The organism is Streptomyces sp. NPDC002499 (assembly GCF_053595415.1).
The window spans coordinates 238,969-256,488 of record NZ_JBSFXO010000013.1; the positions used below are offsets into that span (position 1 = coordinate 238,969).

A 17,520-nucleotide genomic window follows, 5' to 3' on the forward strand; every position below is an offset into this window, starting at 1 on the left:
GCGGGAGCGGTACTGCATCAGAAGCGCCTTCGGGCGCGGTGAAGTCCGCTCCCGCCGTTCACCTGTAGGTCGGCGGAGAGTCAGCGGCCCCCGACTAGATGGGGGCCGTGGACCCCGTAGATCTTCGATCTTCCAGACTTCCAGAAAGATTCACAGACTCATGGCGAACTACACCGCCGCCGACGTCAAGAAGCTTCGTGAGCTCACCGGCGCCGGCATGATGGACTGCAAGAAGGCCCTGGACGAGGCCGACGGCAACGTCGAGAAGGCCGTCGAGGCGCTCCGTATCAAGGGCCAGAAGGGCGTCGCCAAGCGCGAGGGCCGCTCCGCCGAGAACGGCGCCGTGGTCTCCGTCATCGCCGACGACAACTCCTCCGGCGTGCTGGTCGAGCTGAAGTGCGAGACGGACTTCGTCGCCAAGAGCGAGAAGTTCCAGGTCGTCGCCAACCAGATCGCCGAGCACGTCGCCAAGACCGCGCCGGCCGACCTGGCCAGCCTGCTTGCCTCCGAGATCGAGGCCGGCAAGACCGTCCAGGCGTTCGTGGACGAGGCCAACGCCAACCTCGGCGAGAAGATCGTCCTGGACCGCTTCGCGGCGTTCGCCGACGGCTTCGTGACCGCGTACATGCACCGCACGATGCCCGACCTGCCCCCGCAGATCGGTGTCCTCGTCGAGCTCGACAAGCCCAACGCCGAGGTCGCCCGGGGCGTCGCCCAGCACATCGCCGCCTTCGCGCCGAAGTACCTCTCCAAGGAGGACGTGCCGGCCGAGGTCGTCGAGTCCGAGCGCCGCGTCGCCGAGGAGACCACCCGCGCCGAGGGCAAGCCCGAGGCCGCGATCTCGAAGATCGTCGAGGGTCGCGTCAACGGCTTCTTCAAGGACGCGACGCTGCTCGGTCAGCCCTACGCGCTCGACCCCAAGAAGTCCGTCCAGAAGGTCCTGGACGAGGCCGGTGTCACCCTGAAGCGCTTCACGCGCATCAAGGTCGGCATCTGAGTCCGTGCCGCGATCGGCGCCCGGCCCCGATAGGGTCGGACGCAGTCGTCCGGTACGCCGTCACGCGCGCGCGTGACGGACGACAGCAGATCTGACGAGGAGGCCATTGCCGAGCATGGGATGCGATCGACACCCCACCGGCAGTGGCCTTCTTTGTATGCGCACGACGTGAAAGAGGCGGGATCTCCCATGACCACCAAGCCCCAGAAGAGCGACGACGGCAAAGTACGCGGCCGGTTCATGTTGAAGCTGTCCGGAGAAGCCTTCTCCGGCGGCGGGGGCCTGGGCGTCGACCCCGACGTCGTGCACAAGATCGCGCGTGAGATCGCGGCCGTCGTGCGGGACGGCGCCCAGGTCGCCGTCGTCATCGGCGGCGGCAACTTCTTCCGCGGCGCCGAACTCCAGCAGCGCGGCATGGACCGGGCCCGCTCGGACTACATGGGCATGCTCGGCACGGTGATGAACTGCCTCGCCCTCCAGGACTTCCTGGAGAAGGAGGGCATCGACAGCCGGGTGCAGACCGCCATCACCATGGGCCAGGTCGCCGAGCCGTACATCCCGCTGCGCGCCGTGCGCCACCTGGAGAAGGGCCGCGTGGTCATCTTCGGTGCCGGTATGGGCATGCCGTACTTCTCCACCGACACCACCGCGGCCCAGCGCGCCCTGGAGATCGACGCCGAGGCGCTGCTGATGGGCAAGAACGGAGTGGACGGGGTCTACGACTCCGACCCGAAGGCCAACCCCGAGGCCGTCCGGTTCGACTCCCTCAGCTACGGCGAGGTCATCACCCGCGACCTCAAGGTCGCCGACATGACCGCCATCACGCTGTGCCGCGACAACAAGCTTCCGATCCTGGTCTTCGAGCTTCTGGCCGAGGGCAATATCGCCCGCGCCGTCAAGGGTGAGAAGATCGGCACCCTGGTGGGTGAACAGGGCAGCCGGGACTGACGGGCAACACCACCCACGGACCCTGACCGGGGGATGGACAATGTCCTGCCGGTCGGGAACCGTGCAGAAAGAAGACGCGACGCAGCCGGCCGCCGCCCCATCAAGGAACCGCAGCCGGGCCTCACTCAAGACACGCAGGAGCAAGTGGTGATCGAAGAGACCCTCCTCGAGGCCGAGGAGAAGATGGAGAAGGCCGTCGTGGTCGCCAAGGAGGACTTCGCCGCGATCCGTACCGGTCGAGCGCACCCGGCGATGTTCAACAAGATCGTGGCCGACTACTACGGTGCGCCGACGCCGATCAACCAGCTGGCTTCGTTCTCCGTGCCGGAGCCGCGCATGGCCGTGGTGACCCCGTTCGACAAGACCGCCATGCGCAACATCGAGCAGGCGATCCGCGACTCGGACCTGGGCGTCAACCCGAGCAACGACGGCAATATCATCCGGGTGGTGTTCCCCGAGCTGACCGAGGAGCGCCGCAAGGACTACATCAAGGTCGCCCGGACCAAGGCCGAGGACTCCAAGATCTCGATCCGCTCGGTCCGCCGCAAGGCCAAGGACACCATCGACAAGCTGATCAAGGACGGCGAGATCGGTGAGGACGAGGGCCGCCGTGCGGAGAAGGAGCTCGACGACACCACGCACAAGTACGTCGCCCAGGTGGACGAGCTCCTGAAGCACAAGGAAGCGGAGCTGCTCGAGGTCTGATGAACGACTCTTCCTGGGGTGCGCCGCCACAGACCGGGTACTGGGGGCCGTCCGACCAGGGGCCTGTCCAGGGGGCTGCCCCGGCGGGTCCCGCCTACGATGCGCCTGAGGCGCAGCAGACTCGCCCCATGCCCATCGTGCCCGACGGACCCGCGTACGGCGGAGACCAGGATGACGACCGGGGGGCCGCTCGCACGGGCGGTCCCTTGTTCCGCGACGAATCGCCGCAGGCGCAGCCCTACGCCGCGCCGCAGAATCCGGAGCCCATGTCCGACGCCCCGCAGCCGGCGCCCCGCCCGCAGAAGAAGAGCGCGGGACGCGACCTGGGTGCGGCCATAGGGGTCGGCGTCGGGCTCGGTGCCGTGATCGTCGCGTCCCTGTTCGTCGTCAAGGCCGCCTTCGTCGGGGTGATAGCGGTCGCCGTCGTCGTCGGCCTCTGGGAGCTGACCAGTCGGCTCCAGGAGCGCAAGGGCATCAAGGCACCCTTGGTCCCGCTGGCGCTCGGCGGCGCGGCGATGGTCGTCGCCGGGTACGTCCGGGGCGCCGAGGGCGCCTGGGTCGCCATGGCGCTCACGGCGCTCGCCGTCCTCGTATGGCGTATGACGGAACCGCCGGAGGGCTACCTCAAGGACGTCACGGCGGGCGTCTTCGCCGCCTTCTACGTGCCGTTCCTGGCCACGTTCGTCGCGATGATGCTGATGGCCGACGACGGGGCCTGGCGGGTCCTGACGTTCCTGGTGCTGACCGTGGTGAGCGACACGGGCGCGTACGCCGTCGGCTGGCGCTTCGGCCGGCACAAGCTCGCGCCGCGCATCAGTCCCGGCAAGACCCGCGAGGGGCTGTTCGGCGCGGTGAGCTTCGCCATGGTGGCGGGCGCGCTGCTCATGCAGTTCCTGATCGACGACGGCACCTGGTGGCAGGGTCTGCTGCTGGGTCTCGCGGTCGCGGCCAGCGCCACGCTGGGCGACCTCGGCGAGTCGATGATCAAACGGGACCTCGGCATCAAGGACATGGGCACGCTGCTGCCCGGCCACGGCGGCATCATGGACCGCCTGGACTCCCTCCTGCCGACGGCTCCGGTGGTGTGGCTGCTGCTGGTGCTGTTCGTCGGGTCCGGCTGACGGAAACGAAGCGCTGGAGCCCCTGCCCTGCTTGTCGGGCGGGGGCTCCAGCGCGTCCCAGGAGCAGACGTCCTTCTATGAGCAGACGTCCTTGAACTTGTCGGCCGCCTTGTCGATCGCGTCGGAGTCGGGGTGCTCGCCGTCGAGAACGGCCTTGTTGTAGTCGGCGATCGCCTTGTTCAGGTCCCGCACGGCCTTCCCGACCTTGCTGTCGTCGGTCCTGACCTCGATCTCGTCGAGCTTCTCGGAGTCGGGCGCCTCATGGATCGCCCTGAGGCTGTCGACGAAGTCGTCGTAGCCGCGCGCGCAGTCCAGCGAGTTGTCGATGGAGTCGGGGTCGTCGGGGTCGCACCCGGTGGCGAGCCCGGCGGTCAGGGCGACGGCTGCCACGGCGGTGGCGATGGTGGTGAAACGGCGTCGGCGTCGGAGGTCGGCGGCCATGACGGTCCCCTCGTGGATGGCGTGGGTGCTGCTCTGTGGGGTCCACGATTCCGGGGCGAGGGGTGCCGGGACGATGGCGTACGTACCCGTATCCACAGTGGAGTGGGCTACACCGGGGGATCTGCGACACTGGACGGGTTATGCCTGCACCCGGAGAACTCACTTTCGTAGCCCCGCGCGGAGCCAAGAAGCCGCCGCGGCATCTCGCCGATCTCACTCCCGCCGAGCGCAAGGACGCCGTGGCCGAGGTCGGGGAGAAGCCGTTTCGTGCCAAGCAGCTCTCGCAGCACTACTTCGCGCGGTACGCGCACGACCCGGCCGAGTGGACCGACATCCCGGCCGGCTCGCGGGAGAAGCTGCGCGACGCGCTGCTGCCCGAGCTGATGACCGTCGTACGGCATCTGTCGACCGACGAGGGCACCACCCGTAAGACGCTGTGGCGGCTGTTCGACGGGACGCTCGTCGAGTCGGTGCTGATGCGGTACCCGGACCGGGTGACCATGTGCATCAGCTCGCAGGCCGGGTGCGGGATGAACTGTCCGTTCTGCGCCACCGGGCAGGCGGGGCTCGACCGGAATCTGTCCAGCGCCGAGATCGTCCACCAGATCGTGGACGGGATGCGGGCGCTGCGGGACGGGGACGTGCCGGGCGGCCCCGCGCGGCTGTCCAACATCGTCTTCATGGGGATGGGCGAGCCGCTCGCCAACTACAAGCGGGTCGTGCAGTCCATTCGCGCGCTCACCGACCCCGCCCCCGACGGGCTCGGGCTGTCGCAGCGCGGGATCACCGTGTCGACGGTCGGGCTCGTGCCCGCCATCCACCGGTTCGCCGACGAGGGCTTCAAGTGCCGGCTCGCGATCTCGCTGCACGCGCCCGACGACGAGCTGCGCGACACCCTCGTCCCCGTGAACACGCGGTGGAAGGTGCGCGAGGTCCTCGACGCCGGGTTCGAGTACGTGCAGAGGAGCGGGCGCCGGCTGTCGATCGAGTACGCGCTCATCCGGGACATCAACGACCAGGCGTGGCGCGGGGACCGGCTGGGCCGACTGCTCCGGGGCAAGCCCGTGCACGTCAACCTGATTCCGCTGAACCCGACCCCGGGCTCGAAGTGGACCGCGTCCCGGCCCGAGGACGAGAAGGCGTTCGTCGAGGCCATCGCGGCGCACGGGGTGCCGGTCACCGTCAGGGACACCCGTGGTCAGGAGATCGACGGGGCCTGTGGCCAGCTCGCGGCCACCGAGCGGTAATCTTTAGTCCGTACGTACATCTTCATATCCGACAGGGGAGCGCGACAGCGCTGAGAGTGCGGCAACCGGGCCGCAGACCCTCTGAACCTCGCCCAGGTCATTCTGGGTAGGAAGTTCGGTCATCACTGTGAACACCAAGAAGTATTGGGCTGCCGTCGTCTGCCTCGGTCTCGGCACGCTCTGCGCGTGCGGGTCGTCCGACGGCGGCAGCGGCTCGTCCGCCGGCTCCAAGACCGTCACGCTCGTCAGCCACGACTCGTGGGCCGTCTCCAAGAGCGTGCTCCAGGACTTCGAGAAGCGGTCCGGGTACAAGGTGCGGGTCCTCAAGGACGGCGACGCCGGACAGGCCGTCAACAAGGCCATCCTCACCAAGGACAACCCCCAGGGCGACGTCTTCTTCGGCGTCGACAACACCCTGCTGTCCCGGGCGCTCGACAACGGGCTGTTCCAGCCGTACGAGGCCAAGGGGCTCGGCCAGGTCGAGACCGCGTACCAGCTCGACGCCGGCAAGCACCGGGTCACGCCTATCGACTACGGCGACATCTGCGTCAACTACGACAAGAAGTACTTCGCGGACCACAAGCTGGCCCCGCCCGCCTCCTACGACGATCTGATCAAGCCCGCCTACAAGAACCTCCTCGTCACCGAGAACGCGGCGACCTCCTCGCCCGGTCTCGGCTTCCTGCTCGGGACCGCCGCGAAGTACGGCGACGACGGGTGGGAGGGCTACTGGAAGAAGCTCAAGGCGAACGGCGTGAAGGTCGTCGACGGCTGGGAGCAGGCCTACAACGAGGAGTTCTCCGGGTCCGCCGGCGGCAAGAAGGCCAAGGCCGACCGGCCGCTCGTCGTGTCGTACGCCTCCTCGCCGCCCGCCGAGGTGATCTACGCCGACCCGAAGCCGACGACCGCGCCGACCGGCGTCGCGGCGGGCACCTGCTTCCGGCAGATCGAGTTCGCGGGCCTGCTCAGCAACGCGAAGAACACCGCGGGCGGCAAGGCGCTCATCGACTTCCTGGTCTCCAAGGAGTTCCAGGAGGACATGCCGCTGAACATGTTCGTCTACCCGGTGCTCAAGGGGGCGACCGTGCCCGCCGAGTTCACGAAGTACGGGCCCGCCGCCGAGGATCCCGAGACCGTGGCCCCCGACAAGATCGCCGCCGACCGCGACCAGTGGGTCAAGTCGTGGACCTCACTCGTACTGAAGTAACCGATGTAGCCGGCCCGGCGGTTCGCGCGAGCCGTACGGGGAACGCGGCGCGGCTCGGGCTCATGGCCCTGCCCGTCGCGTTCTTCGGTGTCTTCTTCGCCTGGCCGGTCGCCGCGATCGTCGCGCGCGGCCTCAAGGTCGACGGGGTGTGGCACCTCGGGCGGATCGTGGATGTCCTCGGGCAGTCCGACATCCGGCACGTGCTGTGGTTCACCACCTGGCAGGCGCTCGCCTCCACCGCGCTCACGCTGGCGATCGCCCTGCCCGGCGCCTATGTCTTCGCCCGCTACGACTTCCCCGGCAGACACGTCCTGCGCGCGGTCGTCACCGTCCCCTTCGTGCTGCCGACGGTCGTCGTCGGCACGGCGTTCCTGGCGCTGGTCGGGCGCGGGGGACTCCTCGACGAACTGTGGGGCGTACGGCTGGACACGACCGTCTGGGCCATTCTGCTCGCGCACGTCTTCTTCAACTACGCGGTCGTCGTACGGACCGTGGGCGGCCTGTGGGCGCAGCTGGACCCGCGGCAGGAGGAGGCCGCCCGGATGCTCGGTGCCTCGCCGCTGCGGGCCTGGCGCAAGGTGGTCCTGCCCGCGCTCGCGCCCGCCGTGGCCGCCGCCGCGCTGATGGTCTTCCTGTTCACCTTCACCTCCTTCGGGGTGGTGCAGATCCTCGGCGGGCCGACCTTCTCCACCCTGGAGGTGGAGATCTACCGGCAGACCTCCGAGATCTTCGACCTCTCCACGGCCGCCGTCCTCACGATCGTCCAGTTCGCCGCGGTCGGCGCGATCCTCGCCGTGCACGCCTGGACCGTACGGCGCAGGGAGGCCGCGCTGCGGCTGGTGGACGCGTCGACGACGGCGCACCGGCCGCGCGGGGCCCGGCAGTGGGCGCTGCTGGCCACCGTCCTCGCCACCGTCCTCGTCCTCCTCGTGCTGCCGCTGGCCGTGCTGGTGCAACGGTCCCTGGACGCCCCGGACTTCGGCTACTACCGGGCCCTCACCTCCGAGGACGGCGGGACCTTCCTCGTCCCGCCGATCGAGGCGGTCGGCAACTCCCTCGAATACGCCCTCGCCGCGACCGGGATCGCCGTGCTGATCGGAGGTCTGGCCGCCGCGGCCCTCGCCCGCCGGGACGCCGGCCGGCTGGTGCGGGGCTTCGACGCGCTGCTGATGCTGCCGCTCGGGGTGTCCGCGGTGACCGTCGGGTTCGGCTTCCTGATCGCCCTGGACGAGCCGCCGCTGGACCTCAGGAGCAGCTGGATCCTGGTGCCGCTGGCGCAGGCGCTGGTGGGCGTCCCGTTCGTCGTACGGACCATGCTGCCCGTGCTGAGGGCCGTGGACGGGCGGCTCAGGGAAGCGGCGGCGGTGCTCGGGGCCTCGCCCTGGCGGGTGTGGCGCGAGGTCGATCTGCCGCTGGTGCGGCGGGCGTTGCTGGTCGCGGCCGGGTTCGCGTTCGCGGTGTCGCTGGGGGAGTTCGGGGCGACGGTGTTCATCGCGCGGCCCGACAACCCGACCCTGCCGGTCGCGGTGGCGCGGCTTCTCGGACGGCCCGGCGACCTCAACTACGGCCAGGCGATGGCCCTTTCGACGATTCTGATGGTGGTGTGCGCGGTGGCGCTGCTGGTCCTTGAGCGGCTCCGCACCGACCGGACGGGGGAGTTCTAGATGGCGCCCGACATGCCGGCCGACGTGCCGCCGAACATGCTGCTGAGCCTTGAGGACGCGACCGTGCGGTTCGGTGAGCGGGCCGTGCTCGACGCCGTCGGGCTCGATGTCGCCGAGCACGAGATCGTGTGCGTGCTCGGCCCGAGCGGCAGCGGCAAGTCGACGTTGCTGCGGGCGGTGGCCGGCCTGCAACCCCTCACCGCCGGACGGGTTTTGCTCGACGGGCACGACCAGGCGGGGGTGCCGGCGCACCGGCGGGGCGTGGGCCTGATGTTCCAGGACCACCAGCTGTTCCCGCAGCGGGACGTGGGCGGCAACGTGGCCTTCGGGCTGCGCATGCACGGCGCGGCGAAGGGCGAACAGGCGGAGCGCGTAGGGGAGTTGCTCGACCTCGTCGGGCTGCCGGGTGCGGGACGCCGGGCCGTGGGCTCGCTCTCCGGCGGTGAGCAGCAGCGCGTGGCGCTCGCCCGTGCGCTGGCGCCCCGGCCGCGGCTGCTGATGCTGGACGAGCCGCTCGGGCAGCTCGACCGGTCGCTGCGGGAGCGGCTGGTCGTCGAACTCCGCGAGCTGTTCGGCCGGTTGGGCACCACCGTGCTCGCCGTGACCCACGACCAGGGCGAGGCCTTCGCGCTCGCCGACCGGGTCGTGGTGATGCGGGACGGGCGGATCGCCCAGTCCGGTACGCCCCTTGAGGTGTGGCAGCGGCCGGTGGACGAGTTCGTGGCCCGGTTCCTCGGCTTCGACAACGTGGTCGAGGGCACGGTGGCCGGGCAGGTCGCGGTCACACCCTGGGGCAAGCTCCCCGTGCCCGAGGGCGCCCTCCAGGGGCCGCGCACGCTCCTCGTACGGCCTGCCGGCGTACGCCTGTTGCCCGCCGACGAAGGACTGCGCTGCACGGTGACCGCGCGCACCTTCAAGGGCACCCATGTCGCCGTGCACCTCCAGCCCCAGGACGCGCCGCGCCTGGAGGCGGCCTGCGCGCTCCGGGAGGCGCCGGAGGTGGGGGACGCGGTCGGGGTGGAGTTCGACGGGGCCGAGATCGTCGTGCTCGGCTGATTCTCGTACCCGGTCGAATGCCGTGCTCGGCTGGTCCTCGTACCCGGCTAAATGTCGTGCTCGGCCGGTCGGCGTCTCCGTAGGGTGCGGGCATGACGCTGCTCGCACATGACCGCTACTGCGCCGAGATCGCCCACCAGGCCGCCGAGTTGAGAGCCGTGGTGACGTCCGGCGCCGATCTCTCCGCGACCGTACCGACCTGTCCGGACTGGTCGCTGGAACAGCTCGTACGGCATACGGGCGTGGCCCTGCGCTGGACGGAGTACCTGGTGCGCACGCGGGCCCAGGAGGCCGTACCGGGCGAACAGGTGCCCGGGATCGGCGGCCCCGAGGCTCGGGGTGACGCCGCCGCGCTGGACGCGTGGCTCGCCGAGACCGCTGAGGCGGTCGTGGAGACGCTGCGGGAGGCCGGACCGGACACGAAGGTCTGGGGGTGGGCCGGAGTGCACGACGCGGGCTTCTGGGCCCGTCGTATGACCCACGAGGTCACCGTCCACCGCGCCGACGCCACACTCGCCGCCGGACTGCCCTACGCGGTCGCGCCGGAGGTGGCCGCGGACGCGCTCGACGAGTGGCTGGAGATCGTGACGTACATCCAGCGGACGCGACCGCACCCGGCGGCCGAGGAGTTGCGCGGACCCGGCCGCCGCAGCATCCATCTGCACGCCACCGACACCGATGCCGGGCTCGACGCCGAGTGGCTCGTCGAGCTCACCGAGGACGGGGTCACCTGGCGGCGCGGCCACGAGCGCGCGACCGTGGCCCTGCGCGGGCCGCTCACCTCCGTGCTGCTCGGCTTCTACCGTCGGCTGCCGCTGGACAGCCCGGAGTTGGAGGTGCTCGGCGAGCGTGAGCTGCTGGAGTTCTGGCTGGAGCGGGCGACGTTCTGAGGCCGCGGCCCGCTCCTGGCATCGGGACATGCCGCGGGCACGGTGACATGCCTGTGGCCCGCCCCCTCGGTGTTCCGGGGACGGGCCACACGCGTGACCTACGGGAGGCGTCAGCGACCGCTGTTGGCTCCACGACGGCGCATGCCGAAGAAGACGGCTCCGCCACCGACGACGACGAGGGCACCGGCGACACCGGCGATCATCGGGGTGTTGGAGTTGGCACCGGTCTCGGCCAGGTTGGAGTCACCGACCGCGGGGGACGGCGCGTTGCTCGGGGTGTCGGCCGGAGCGGTGGTGCTCTCCGACGGCGACGGAGTCGGGCTCTCGGACTCCTCGGCCGGGGGAGTGGTCTCCTCCGACGGCGGCGGCGTGGTGGCCGGCGGAGTCGTCTCGTCCTTCGAGCAACCGGCGGACGGGGTCTTCAGGTTGTCCGCGATGTCCTTGTCGACGATCGGGTGTTCCTTGTCCTTCCCGGCCGTGACGTGGATGCGGTACTCCGCGTTCGGCGACCAGTCCTCGTTGAAGGTGATGGTGACACCTTCACGGGAACCGACGACGTCCTGCTCCCCGACCTGCTTGGAGTCGGCGCCGTTGCTCTCGAGGAACACGGTGATGGTCGCGGGGGTACCGGAGGCGTCCTTGTCGGTGACGGTGATGACGCCCTTGCTGCCGTCGCACTTGGCTTCGGCGGAGAACTCGTTGATGTTGCAGGCGAGCGCGTTACCGGCGACTCCCAGCGCGAGAGCGGTGGTGGCGGCGGCAACGCCCAGGACGCGCGCTGAACGGCGTGCGGTGCGGCGAGATATGGACACGTTTGCCCTTCACGGATGAGCAACTGCGGGGGGCTTGAAGGGGAAGCGAGGCGAAGTTGTGTTGAGGCTTCACGTTCCCCAGGAGGCTCACAGGTCTATAAGCGTTCCATAAGGAGTGTCAATGCATATGCACACTTGGAGCGTTGGCTTTGCCGTCTTATTAACCTCCGAGACGTTTCAAGGCCTCCGGAGCCTCCTCGATCCGGTCAACGAGGGCGATACGGGACTCCATCGACCGTTCCCGGGCGAGCGCCCGCAAGAGGGGCCACGCCGGCAGCCGCTCCGTCCAGTGCGCGCGATCGACCAGCACCATGGGCGTCGGTTCGCCGCGTGACTCGTAGTAGTTGGGCGTCGCGTTGTCGAAGATCTCCTGTACGGTCCCGGCGGCGCCCGGCAGGAAGACCACGCCCGCGTTGGAGCGGGCCAGCAGGCCGTCCTCGCGGGTGGCGTTGGCGAAGTACTTGGCGATGTGCGAGGCGAAGGGGTTCGGCGGCTCGTGGCCGTAGAACCACGTCGGGATGCCGATCGAGTGGTTGCCCTTGGGCCAGCGGGCACGCACCTCGAAGGCGCGTCGGGCCCAGTCGGTGATCGAGGGGCTGAACGACGGGGAGGCGGCCAGCAGTTCGCACGCCTCGTCCAGCACGGCGTCCTCGTAGGGCGCCACGTACGCGCCCAGGTTCGCCGCCTCCATCGCGCCGGGGCCGCCGCCGGTCGCCACGGTGAGGCCCGCGCGGCTCAGTTCACGCCCGAGGCGCGCGGCACCGGCGTACGCGTCCGTCCCGCGCGCCATCGCGTGGCCGCCCATCACGCCCACCACCCGCGCCCCGCGCAGGAGTTCGTCGAGGGCGTCGGAGACCGAGTCGTCGTGGACGGCGCGCAGCATCGACGCGTATATGTCGCCGTCGGCCCTGGTCCGCTGGAACCAGGCGTACGCGAGCGCGTCCGGGGTCTGCTCGTACCCCTTGTCGAGCGAGGCGAACAGCTCGTCGGGTGTGTAGAGCCGGCCGCGGTAGGGGTCGAAGGGCAGGTTCGGGACCGGCGGGAAGACCAGGGCGCCGTCGGCACGGACCTTCGCCGCGGCCTCTTCGCGCATCGGGCAGCCGAGGAAGACGGCGCCGGCGGTGTCGGTGGCGAGCAACTCCCGCGTACGGTCCGTCAGATCGACGGCCTGGACGCGGTGTCCGGCGAGGGTGCCGCGGGCCGAGACGGTCGCGTCGAAGTCCTCGACCGTCTCGATCTCGCGTTCGTCGTGGGGGGCCGCATGGGCCGGGCTCGTCTGCACGGGCCCATGCTAGGCACGACCGTCAGCCCTCGACCGCCGCCGGGTCCATCCACACGATCTCCCAGGAGTGGCCGTCGAGGTCGTCGAAGGAACGGCCGTACATGAAGCCCTGGTCCTGGACGTCGTCGTTGGCCGTGCCGCCCGCCGCGACCGCCTTGTTCACCAGCTCGTCGACCTTCTCGCGGCTCTCGGCGCTCAGACACAGCAGCACCTGGGTGCTCTTGGTCGCGTCCACGATCTCCTTCTTGGTGAAGGTCGAGTAGAACGGCTTGGTGAGGAGCATCGCCACGATCGTCTCGCTGATCACGACGGAGGCCGCGTTCTCGTCGCTGAACTGGGCGTTGATCGAGTAGCCGAGGTCCGTGAAGAACTTCTTGGAGGCGTCGAGGTCGGACACGGGCAGGTTCACGAAGATCATCTGCTGGTACATGGCTGGAAGGCTCCCGTCGAGTGTGTGTCGTTCGGTGGGGTAGACCGGGGGGCTGCGCACAACTCATCGGTGCCCGGAGATTTTTTTCGCGGGTCAGTGAGTCAGCGGGTCAGCGGGTCAGCGGCAGGGCCGCCAGTTCGGCCACGACCAGGGTCAGCGGGACGAACAGTGCCAGCAGGGCGCCGGCCCGGATCGCGGCGGCGCTGCGCAGCATCGTGGCCGGGGCGCCGAGACGGACGAGCGCGGCGGTGGTCTCGGCGCGGGCGTGCTTCGCCTCGACGGCCGCGGTCAGCAGGGTGGCCACGGTGCAGCCGGTGACCAGGAGGGTGCCGAGGGTGGTCAGGGGGCCGAAGTCGGGGCCGCCGGTGTCGTAGAGCGCGGTCATGGCGTACGCGCCGGCGGCCACGGCGCAGACGATGCCGAGGGGGCGGCCGATGCGGGTGGACTCCTCCATGAGGACGCGGCCGGCGAGCAGGCGCAGGGCGCCGGGGCGGGCGGACTGGAGGAGGCGTCCGCAGAGGTGGGTGAGGCCGGGGGCGGCGAGGGCGAGGCCGAGGGCGGCGAGCGCGAAGCCGGTGAGGATGGCGGGGGTGCCGGTGGTGACTCCGCCGGGGAGGGCGAGGCGGGGGGTGGGGGTGGTGCGGCTCGCGTATGCCTCTACTGCCAGGCCGGCGGCGAGGATGGCGATGCCCCAGGGGAGGCCGGCGGTTGCGCTGCGCGGTGGGGTGGAGGGGGTGTTGGGGTGGGGCGGCGTTTCAGAGGTGCGGTCGGTGTCGGCTGGATGGTCGGCTTCGCTTGCCTGCGTCGGTGAGGTGCTGCCCGTTGGCGCTGGGGGGGTGGGTTCGCTTGCCCGCGCGTGCGGGGTGCCGCCTGCGCCCACCCGTGCCGCCCTAGCGGCACGACTGCCCGCAGGCTCAGGGGAGTTAAGGGCCGCTCCTGCCGCACGACTGCCCGCAGGTGGTGCGGGGATGGGGGCTGCGGGCTCCGCGCCAGGCGGTACGGCGGTCTCCGCGTCGGGTTCTGTGCGCCGGAGGCGGGCGCCGAAGCGGCCGTAGGCGCCGAAGGTTTCTCGGTCGTTCGGGCGGGTGTACGCCCCGAAGCGGCCGTATGCCCGGCCCAGGGTGCGGGGTTGGGGTCGGTGGAGGTCTCGGGGGCGGAGGACCAGTGCCACCGTCGCCGACGCGATCGCCGGGACCAGGGACAGCAGGGTCAGGGCTGCCGGGAGGGGCAACGGGCTGTCCGCCGCGAGGAATTGGGAGGCCGCGCCGTCGAACGGCATGCCCGTGAGGTCGCCGCGGAGGTGCAGGAAGAAGAGGAGGGCGAGCATCGAGCCGAGGACGCAGGACAGCGCCGTGGTGAGGGCCGATACGGCCATCAGGCGGGCCGGGCCCAGGCCGATCGCCGCGAGACCGGGGCGCGGCCTGGTGGCGGGGTCCGTGCGGGCCACCGCGACGGCGAAGTGGACGGTGGCCGCGAGCGGGGTCAGACACCAGGCCAGACGCAGCAGCGAGCCGCCGGCGTTGTCCGGGTGGCTCATCGCGTAGCCGAGGGTGCACAGGAGCAGGAACCCGGTGCCCGCCGAGGCCACCGCGACCAGCAGACGGCGCAGTTGTACGGCCGGGTGGGCGCCGCGGCTCAGACGGAGAGCGAGCACTCGGGCCGGCCTTCCGACTCGGTGACCGGGGGCAGGTGGACGGTGTTCACGCGTCGTCCGTCCAACAGCGTGATCGTGCGGTCCGCCAGGGCCGCCGTGTCCGCGTCGTGGGTGGCGAGCACGACCGTGATGCCGTGCGAACGGGCCGCCGTGGTGAGCGTGCGCAGCACCTGCGCGCGGTCGGCGCGGTGCAGCGGGGCCGTCGGCTCGTCCGCGAACAGGACCGTGGGCGCCGGGGCGAGCGCGCGGGCGATGGCCACGCGCTGGCGTTCCGACTGGCGGAGTTCGTGCGGGCGCTTGCGGGCCCGGTCGCCGATGTCGAGGCGCTCCAGCCACTCCAGGGCGGCGACCTTGGCGCGCCGGCGGCTGGTGCCGCGCAGCATCAGGGGGAGGGCGGCGTTCTCCCAGACGTTGAGTTCGGGCACCAGCAGGGGCGCCGGGTCGATCCAGCCGAAGCGGTCGCGGCGCAGCCGTTCGCGGGTCATCGGGCCCATGGTGTGCACCGGCACGCTGTTGAACCACACCTCACCGCGCTGGGCGGGCACCAGCCCCGACAGACAGCGCAGCAGGGTCGTCTTGCCGCTGCCCCGGGGGCCGCTGACGGCGAGGATCTCGCCCTGCTGGACGCCGAGCGAGACACCGCTGAGCGCGGGCGAGCCGTCCTTGTGCTGGAAGTGCAGGGCGCGTGCCCAGAGCACGTCGTTGTCCGGCGGGGCCACCATCCGCGTACACCTCGTTCAGATCCGTATTTCCCGTGCCAATCCCCCGTGCGGGGGAACGAGAAGAGGGCCGATCGGTTACCAGGCACGCCAGGGCCTGTCCGGCGGATCAGCTCGGCGTCGCGGGTTCTGGCACGCGCATCTGCGGCGTTGTCGTCGGTCGCCGACGCTCCGCGTCGACTCCCTCCTCCGCCTTGCAGATGCACGCACCAGACCCCGCTCGGCTCGGCCAAGAGGCACCGCGCCTCACAGCCGACCTGATCCGCCGGACAGACCCTAGGGAGCCGGGGGTACGACCCCGGACAGCACACGGCCCGGGGTGCGCCCATCTCACTCGCATGGGCGCACCCCGGGCCGTATTAACGGCTGAACGGCTGAATCGCCGGAGGCTAGAGCTTCGTCCACGCCTCCGTCAGGACCTGGCGGACGATTCCCTCGATCTCGTCGAAGGTCGACTGGTCGGAGATCAGCGGCGGCGACAGCTGGATGACCGGGTCACCGCGGTCGTCGGCGCGGCAGTAGAGGCCGTACTCGAAGAGCTTCTTGGAGACGAAGCCGTAGAGCACGCGCTCCGACTCCTCGTCCGTGAAGGTCTCCTTGGTGGCCTTGTCCTTGACCAGCTCGATGCCGTAGAAGAAGCCGTTGCCGCGGACGTCGCCGACGATCGGGAGGTCGTGCAGCTTCTGCAGGGTCTGCAGGAAGTTGGCCTCGTTGTCGAGCACGTGCTGGTTGAGGCCCTCGCGCTCGAAGATGTCGAGGTTGGCGAGGCCGACCGCCGCGGAGACCGGGTGGCCGCCGAAGGTGTAGCCGTGCAGGAAGGTGTTGTCGCCCTTGTAGAACGGCTCGGCCAGGCGGTCGGAGATGATGCAGGCGCCGATCGGGGAGTAGCCCGAGGTCATGCCCTTGGCGCAGGTGATCATGTCCGGCACGTAGTCGAACTTGTCGCAGGCGAACATCGTGCCCAGGCGGCCGAAGGCGCAGATGACCTCGTCCGACACCAGCAGCACGTCGTACTGGTCGCAGATCTCGCGGACCCGCTGGAAGTAGCCGGGCGGCGGCGGGAAGCAGCCGCCGGCGTTCTGCACGGGCTCCAGGAAGACCGCGGCGACTGTCTCCGGGCCCTCGAACAGGATCTGCTGCTCGATCTGGTCGGCGGCCCAGCGGCCGAAGGCCTCGGGGTCGTCGCCGAAGAGCGGGGCGCGGTAGATGTTGGTGTTCGGCACCTTGTGCGCGCCCGGGACCAGCGGCTCGAACGGGGCCTTCAGGGCCGGGAGTCCGGTGATGGACAGGGCGCCCTGCGGGGTGCCGTGGTAGGCGACCGCGCGGGAGATGACCTTGTACTTGGTCGGCTTGCCCTGGAGCTTGAAGTACTGCTTCGCCAGCTTCCAGGCGGTCTCGACGGCCTCGCCGCCACCGGTGGTGAAGAAGACCTTGTTCAGGTCGCCGGGGGCGTGGTGGGCCAGGCGCTCCGCCAGCTCGATCGCCTTCGGGTGGGCGTACGACCAGATGGGGAAGAACGCGAGCTCCTGCGCCTGCTTGGCCGCGGTCTCGGCCAGCTCGGCGCGGCCGTGGCCGGCCTGGACCACGAACAGGCCCGCGAGACCGTCGAGGTAGCGCTTGCCCTTGTCGTCGTAGATGTAGGTGCCCTCGCCGCGGACGATCGTCGGCACCGGGGCGTTCTCGTACGAGGACATGCGGGTGAAGTGCATCCACAGGTGGTCGTACGCGGTCTTGCTGAGGTCCTTCTGGCTCACGGTTATCGGGTTCCCCACATGTAGGTCTGCTTCTTCAGCTTCAGATAGACGAAGCTTTCGGTGGAGCGCACGCCGGGCAGTGACCGGATGCGTTTGTTGATGACGTCCAGCAGGTGGTCGTCGTCCTCGCAGACGATCTCGGCGAGGATGTCGAACGAGCCCGCGGTCATCACCACGTACTCGACCTCCGGCATGTCGGTCAGCGCTTCCGCTATGGACTCGACATCGCCCGCCACGTTGACGCCCACCATCGCCTGCCGGCGGAAGCCCACGGTGAGCGGGTCCGTGACGGCGACGATCTGCATCACGCCCTGGTCGAGCAGCTTCTGGACGCGCTGGCGCACCGCCGCCTCGGACAGGCCGACGGCCTTGCCGATCGCGGCGTACGGCCGCCGGCCGTCCTCCTGGAGCTGCTCGATGATGGCGAGGGAGACGGCGTCCAGGTGCGGGCTGCTGCCGTTCCTGGACTCGCGGGAGTCCCTGTGCTCTGCGCTTCGACTGGCCACGCCCTCACTGTGCACGAGGCCTCAACGGTTCCGCAAGGGCGGACCGATGAAATTCGTTGTTTACGTGACGGAGACCTACGGATTTCG

The 17,520-nt window shown here is 70.2% G+C and carries 17 protein-coding genes; 9 read left to right on the forward strand and 8 right to left on the reverse strand.

Features of this window, described 5'->3' with window-relative positions; genetic code table 11:
* Window positions 1-160: 160 nt before the first annotated feature.
* The 4 genes from tsf to ACWD5F_RS34445 all read left to right on the forward strand — a co-directional run bounded on the left by tsf (window position 161) and on the right by ACWD5F_RS34445 (window position 3,771).
* The gene (tsf, locus tag ACWD5F_RS34430; RefSeq protein WP_451260257.1) at window positions 161-997 is read left to right on the forward strand and encodes a translation elongation factor Ts; all 837 of its coding nucleotides are present in this window, start codon (window positions 161-163) and stop codon (window positions 995-997) included.
* 189 nt (window positions 998-1,186) lie between these two features.
* A complete protein-coding gene (gene pyrH / locus ACWD5F_RS34435) occupies window positions 1,187-1,945 on the forward strand; it encodes a UMP kinase (protein ID WP_450351598.1) in 759 nt (252 codons plus the stop codon).
* Window positions 1,946-2,092: 147 nt separating this feature from the next.
* Complete coding sequence (gene frr / locus ACWD5F_RS34440) at window positions 2,093-2,650, forward strand: ribosome recycling factor (protein WP_280880122.1); 558 nt, start codon at window positions 2,093-2,095, stop codon at window positions 2,648-2,650.
* Entirely contained in the window at window positions 2,650-3,771 is a 1,122-nt protein-coding gene (locus ACWD5F_RS34445) for a phosphatidate cytidylyltransferase (RefSeq protein ID WP_451260258.1), read from the forward strand. Before frr ends, ACWD5F_RS34445 begins: the two co-directional genes overlap by 1 nt.
* 75 nt (window positions 3,772-3,846) lie before the next feature.
* Here ACWD5F_RS34445 and ACWD5F_RS34450 read toward each other — a convergent pair whose 3' ends face one another.
* Window positions 3,847-4,212 (reverse strand): hypothetical protein, encoded by a 366-nt coding sequence (locus tag ACWD5F_RS34450; RefSeq protein WP_451260259.1) that lies wholly within the window; start codon window positions 4,210-4,212, stop codon window positions 3,847-3,849.
* Window positions 4,213-4,352: 140 nt separating this feature from the next.
* Here ACWD5F_RS34450 and rlmN point away from each other — a divergent pair, with 140 nt between their 5' ends.
* The 5 genes from rlmN (at window position 4,353) to ACWD5F_RS34475 (ending at window position 10,276) form a co-directional block, all read left to right on the forward strand.
* Complete coding sequence (gene rlmN, locus ACWD5F_RS34455) at window positions 4,353-5,459, forward strand: 23S rRNA (adenine(2503)-C(2))-methyltransferase RlmN (protein WP_401722841.1); 1,107 nt, start codon at window positions 4,353-4,355, stop codon at window positions 5,457-5,459.
* A gap of 127 nt (window positions 5,460-5,586) precedes the next feature.
* Window positions 5,587-6,666, forward strand: coding sequence for a thiamine ABC transporter substrate-binding protein (locus ACWD5F_RS34460; protein WP_451260260.1), 1,080 nt, complete (start codon window positions 5,587-5,589; stop codon window positions 6,664-6,666).
* Between the two features lie 62 nt (window positions 6,667-6,728).
* Window positions 6,729-8,330, forward strand: coding sequence for an ABC transporter permease (locus tag ACWD5F_RS34465; protein WP_451260261.1), 1,602 nt, complete (start codon window positions 6,729-6,731; stop codon window positions 8,328-8,330).
* A 36-nt stretch (window positions 8,331-8,366) separates the two neighbouring features.
* Window positions 8,367-9,386, forward strand: a complete 1,020-nt coding sequence (locus ACWD5F_RS34470; protein ID WP_451260352.1) for an ABC transporter ATP-binding protein — start codon at window positions 8,367-8,369, stop codon at window positions 9,384-9,386.
* Window positions 9,387-9,478: 92 nt separating this feature from the next.
* Window positions 9,479-10,276: a maleylpyruvate isomerase family mycothiol-dependent enzyme gene (locus tag ACWD5F_RS34475; RefSeq protein ID WP_451260262.1), complete on the forward strand. Its 798-nt coding sequence runs from the start codon at window positions 9,479-9,481 to the stop codon at window positions 10,274-10,276.
* A 110-nt stretch (window positions 10,277-10,386) separates the two neighbouring features.
* On the opposite strand, the gene ACWD5F_RS34480 is transcribed toward ACWD5F_RS34475, so the two are convergent.
* From ACWD5F_RS34480 to ACWD5F_RS34510, 7 genes are all read right to left on the reverse strand, one after another.
* The gene (locus ACWD5F_RS34480) at window positions 10,387-11,088 is read right to left on the reverse strand and encodes an LAETG motif-containing sortase-dependent surface protein (RefSeq protein ID WP_451260263.1); all 702 of its coding nucleotides are present in this window, start codon (window positions 11,086-11,088) and stop codon (window positions 10,387-10,389) included.
* 160 nt (window positions 11,089-11,248) lie between these two features.
* Window positions 11,249-12,370, reverse strand: coding sequence for an LOG family protein (locus ACWD5F_RS34485; protein ID WP_451260264.1), 1,122 nt, complete (start codon window positions 12,368-12,370; stop codon window positions 11,249-11,251).
* Window positions 12,371-12,392: 22 nt separating this feature from the next.
* Window positions 12,393-12,800 (reverse strand): VOC family protein, encoded by a 408-nt coding sequence (locus ACWD5F_RS34490; RefSeq protein WP_451260265.1) that lies wholly within the window; start codon window positions 12,798-12,800, stop codon window positions 12,393-12,395.
* A 109-nt stretch (window positions 12,801-12,909) separates the two neighbouring features.
* Window positions 12,910-14,454 (reverse strand): hypothetical protein, encoded by a 1,545-nt coding sequence (locus tag ACWD5F_RS34495; RefSeq protein ID WP_451260266.1) that lies wholly within the window; start codon window positions 14,452-14,454, stop codon window positions 12,910-12,912.
* Window positions 14,436-15,176, reverse strand: a complete 741-nt coding sequence (locus ACWD5F_RS34500; protein WP_451260267.1) for an ABC transporter ATP-binding protein — start codon at window positions 15,174-15,176, stop codon at window positions 14,436-14,438. The genes ACWD5F_RS34495 and ACWD5F_RS34500 overlap by 19 nt, the downstream gene beginning before the upstream one ends.
* Before the next feature lie 386 nt (window positions 15,177-15,562).
* The gene (locus tag ACWD5F_RS34505; RefSeq protein ID WP_401722859.1) at window positions 15,563-16,945 is read right to left on the reverse strand and encodes an aspartate aminotransferase family protein; all 1,383 of its coding nucleotides are present in this window, start codon (window positions 16,943-16,945) and stop codon (window positions 15,563-15,565) included.
* Window positions 16,930-17,448 (reverse strand): Lrp/AsnC family transcriptional regulator, encoded by a 519-nt coding sequence (locus ACWD5F_RS34510; RefSeq protein ID WP_401722862.1) that lies wholly within the window; start codon window positions 17,446-17,448, stop codon window positions 16,930-16,932. The genes ACWD5F_RS34505 and ACWD5F_RS34510 overlap by 16 nt, the downstream gene beginning before the upstream one ends.
* Window positions 17,449-17,520 lie beyond the last annotated feature (72 nt).

What these genes read in the sequence shown, in the direction of transcription:
- tsf (WP_451260257.1), top strand. Translation starts at nt 161, where the DNA reads ATGGCGAACTACACCGCCGCCGACGTCAAGAAGCTTCGTGAGCTCACC.
- pyrH (WP_450351598.1), top strand. Translation starts at nt 1,187, where the DNA reads ATGACCACCAAGCCCCAGAAGAGCGACGACGGCAAAGTACGCGGCCGG.
- ACWD5F_RS34445 (WP_451260258.1), top strand. Translation starts at nt 2,650, where the DNA reads ATGAACGACTCTTCCTGGGGTGCGCCGCCACAGACCGGGTACTGGGGG.
- ACWD5F_RS34450 (WP_451260259.1), bottom strand. Translation starts at nt 4,212, where the DNA reads ATGGCCGCCGACCTCCGACGCCGACGCCGTTTCACCACCATCGCCACC.
- rlmN (WP_401722841.1), top strand. Translation starts at nt 4,353, where the DNA reads ATGCCTGCACCCGGAGAACTCACTTTCGTAGCCCCGCGCGGAGCCAAG.
- ACWD5F_RS34465 (WP_451260261.1), top strand. Translation starts at nt 6,729, where the DNA reads ATGGCCCTGCCCGTCGCGTTCTTCGGTGTCTTCTTCGCCTGGCCGGTC.
- ACWD5F_RS34470 (WP_451260352.1), top strand. Translation starts at nt 8,367, where the DNA reads ATGCTGCTGAGCCTTGAGGACGCGACCGTGCGGTTCGGTGAGCGGGCC.
- ACWD5F_RS34475 (WP_451260262.1), top strand. Translation starts at nt 9,479, where the DNA reads ATGACGCTGCTCGCACATGACCGCTACTGCGCCGAGATCGCCCACCAG.
- ACWD5F_RS34490 (WP_451260265.1), bottom strand. Translation starts at nt 12,800, where the DNA reads ATGTACCAGCAGATGATCTTCGTGAACCTGCCCGTGTCCGACCTCGAC.
- ACWD5F_RS34500 (WP_451260267.1), bottom strand. Translation starts at nt 15,176, where the DNA reads ATGGTGGCCCCGCCGGACAACGACGTGCTCTGGGCACGCGCCCTGCAC.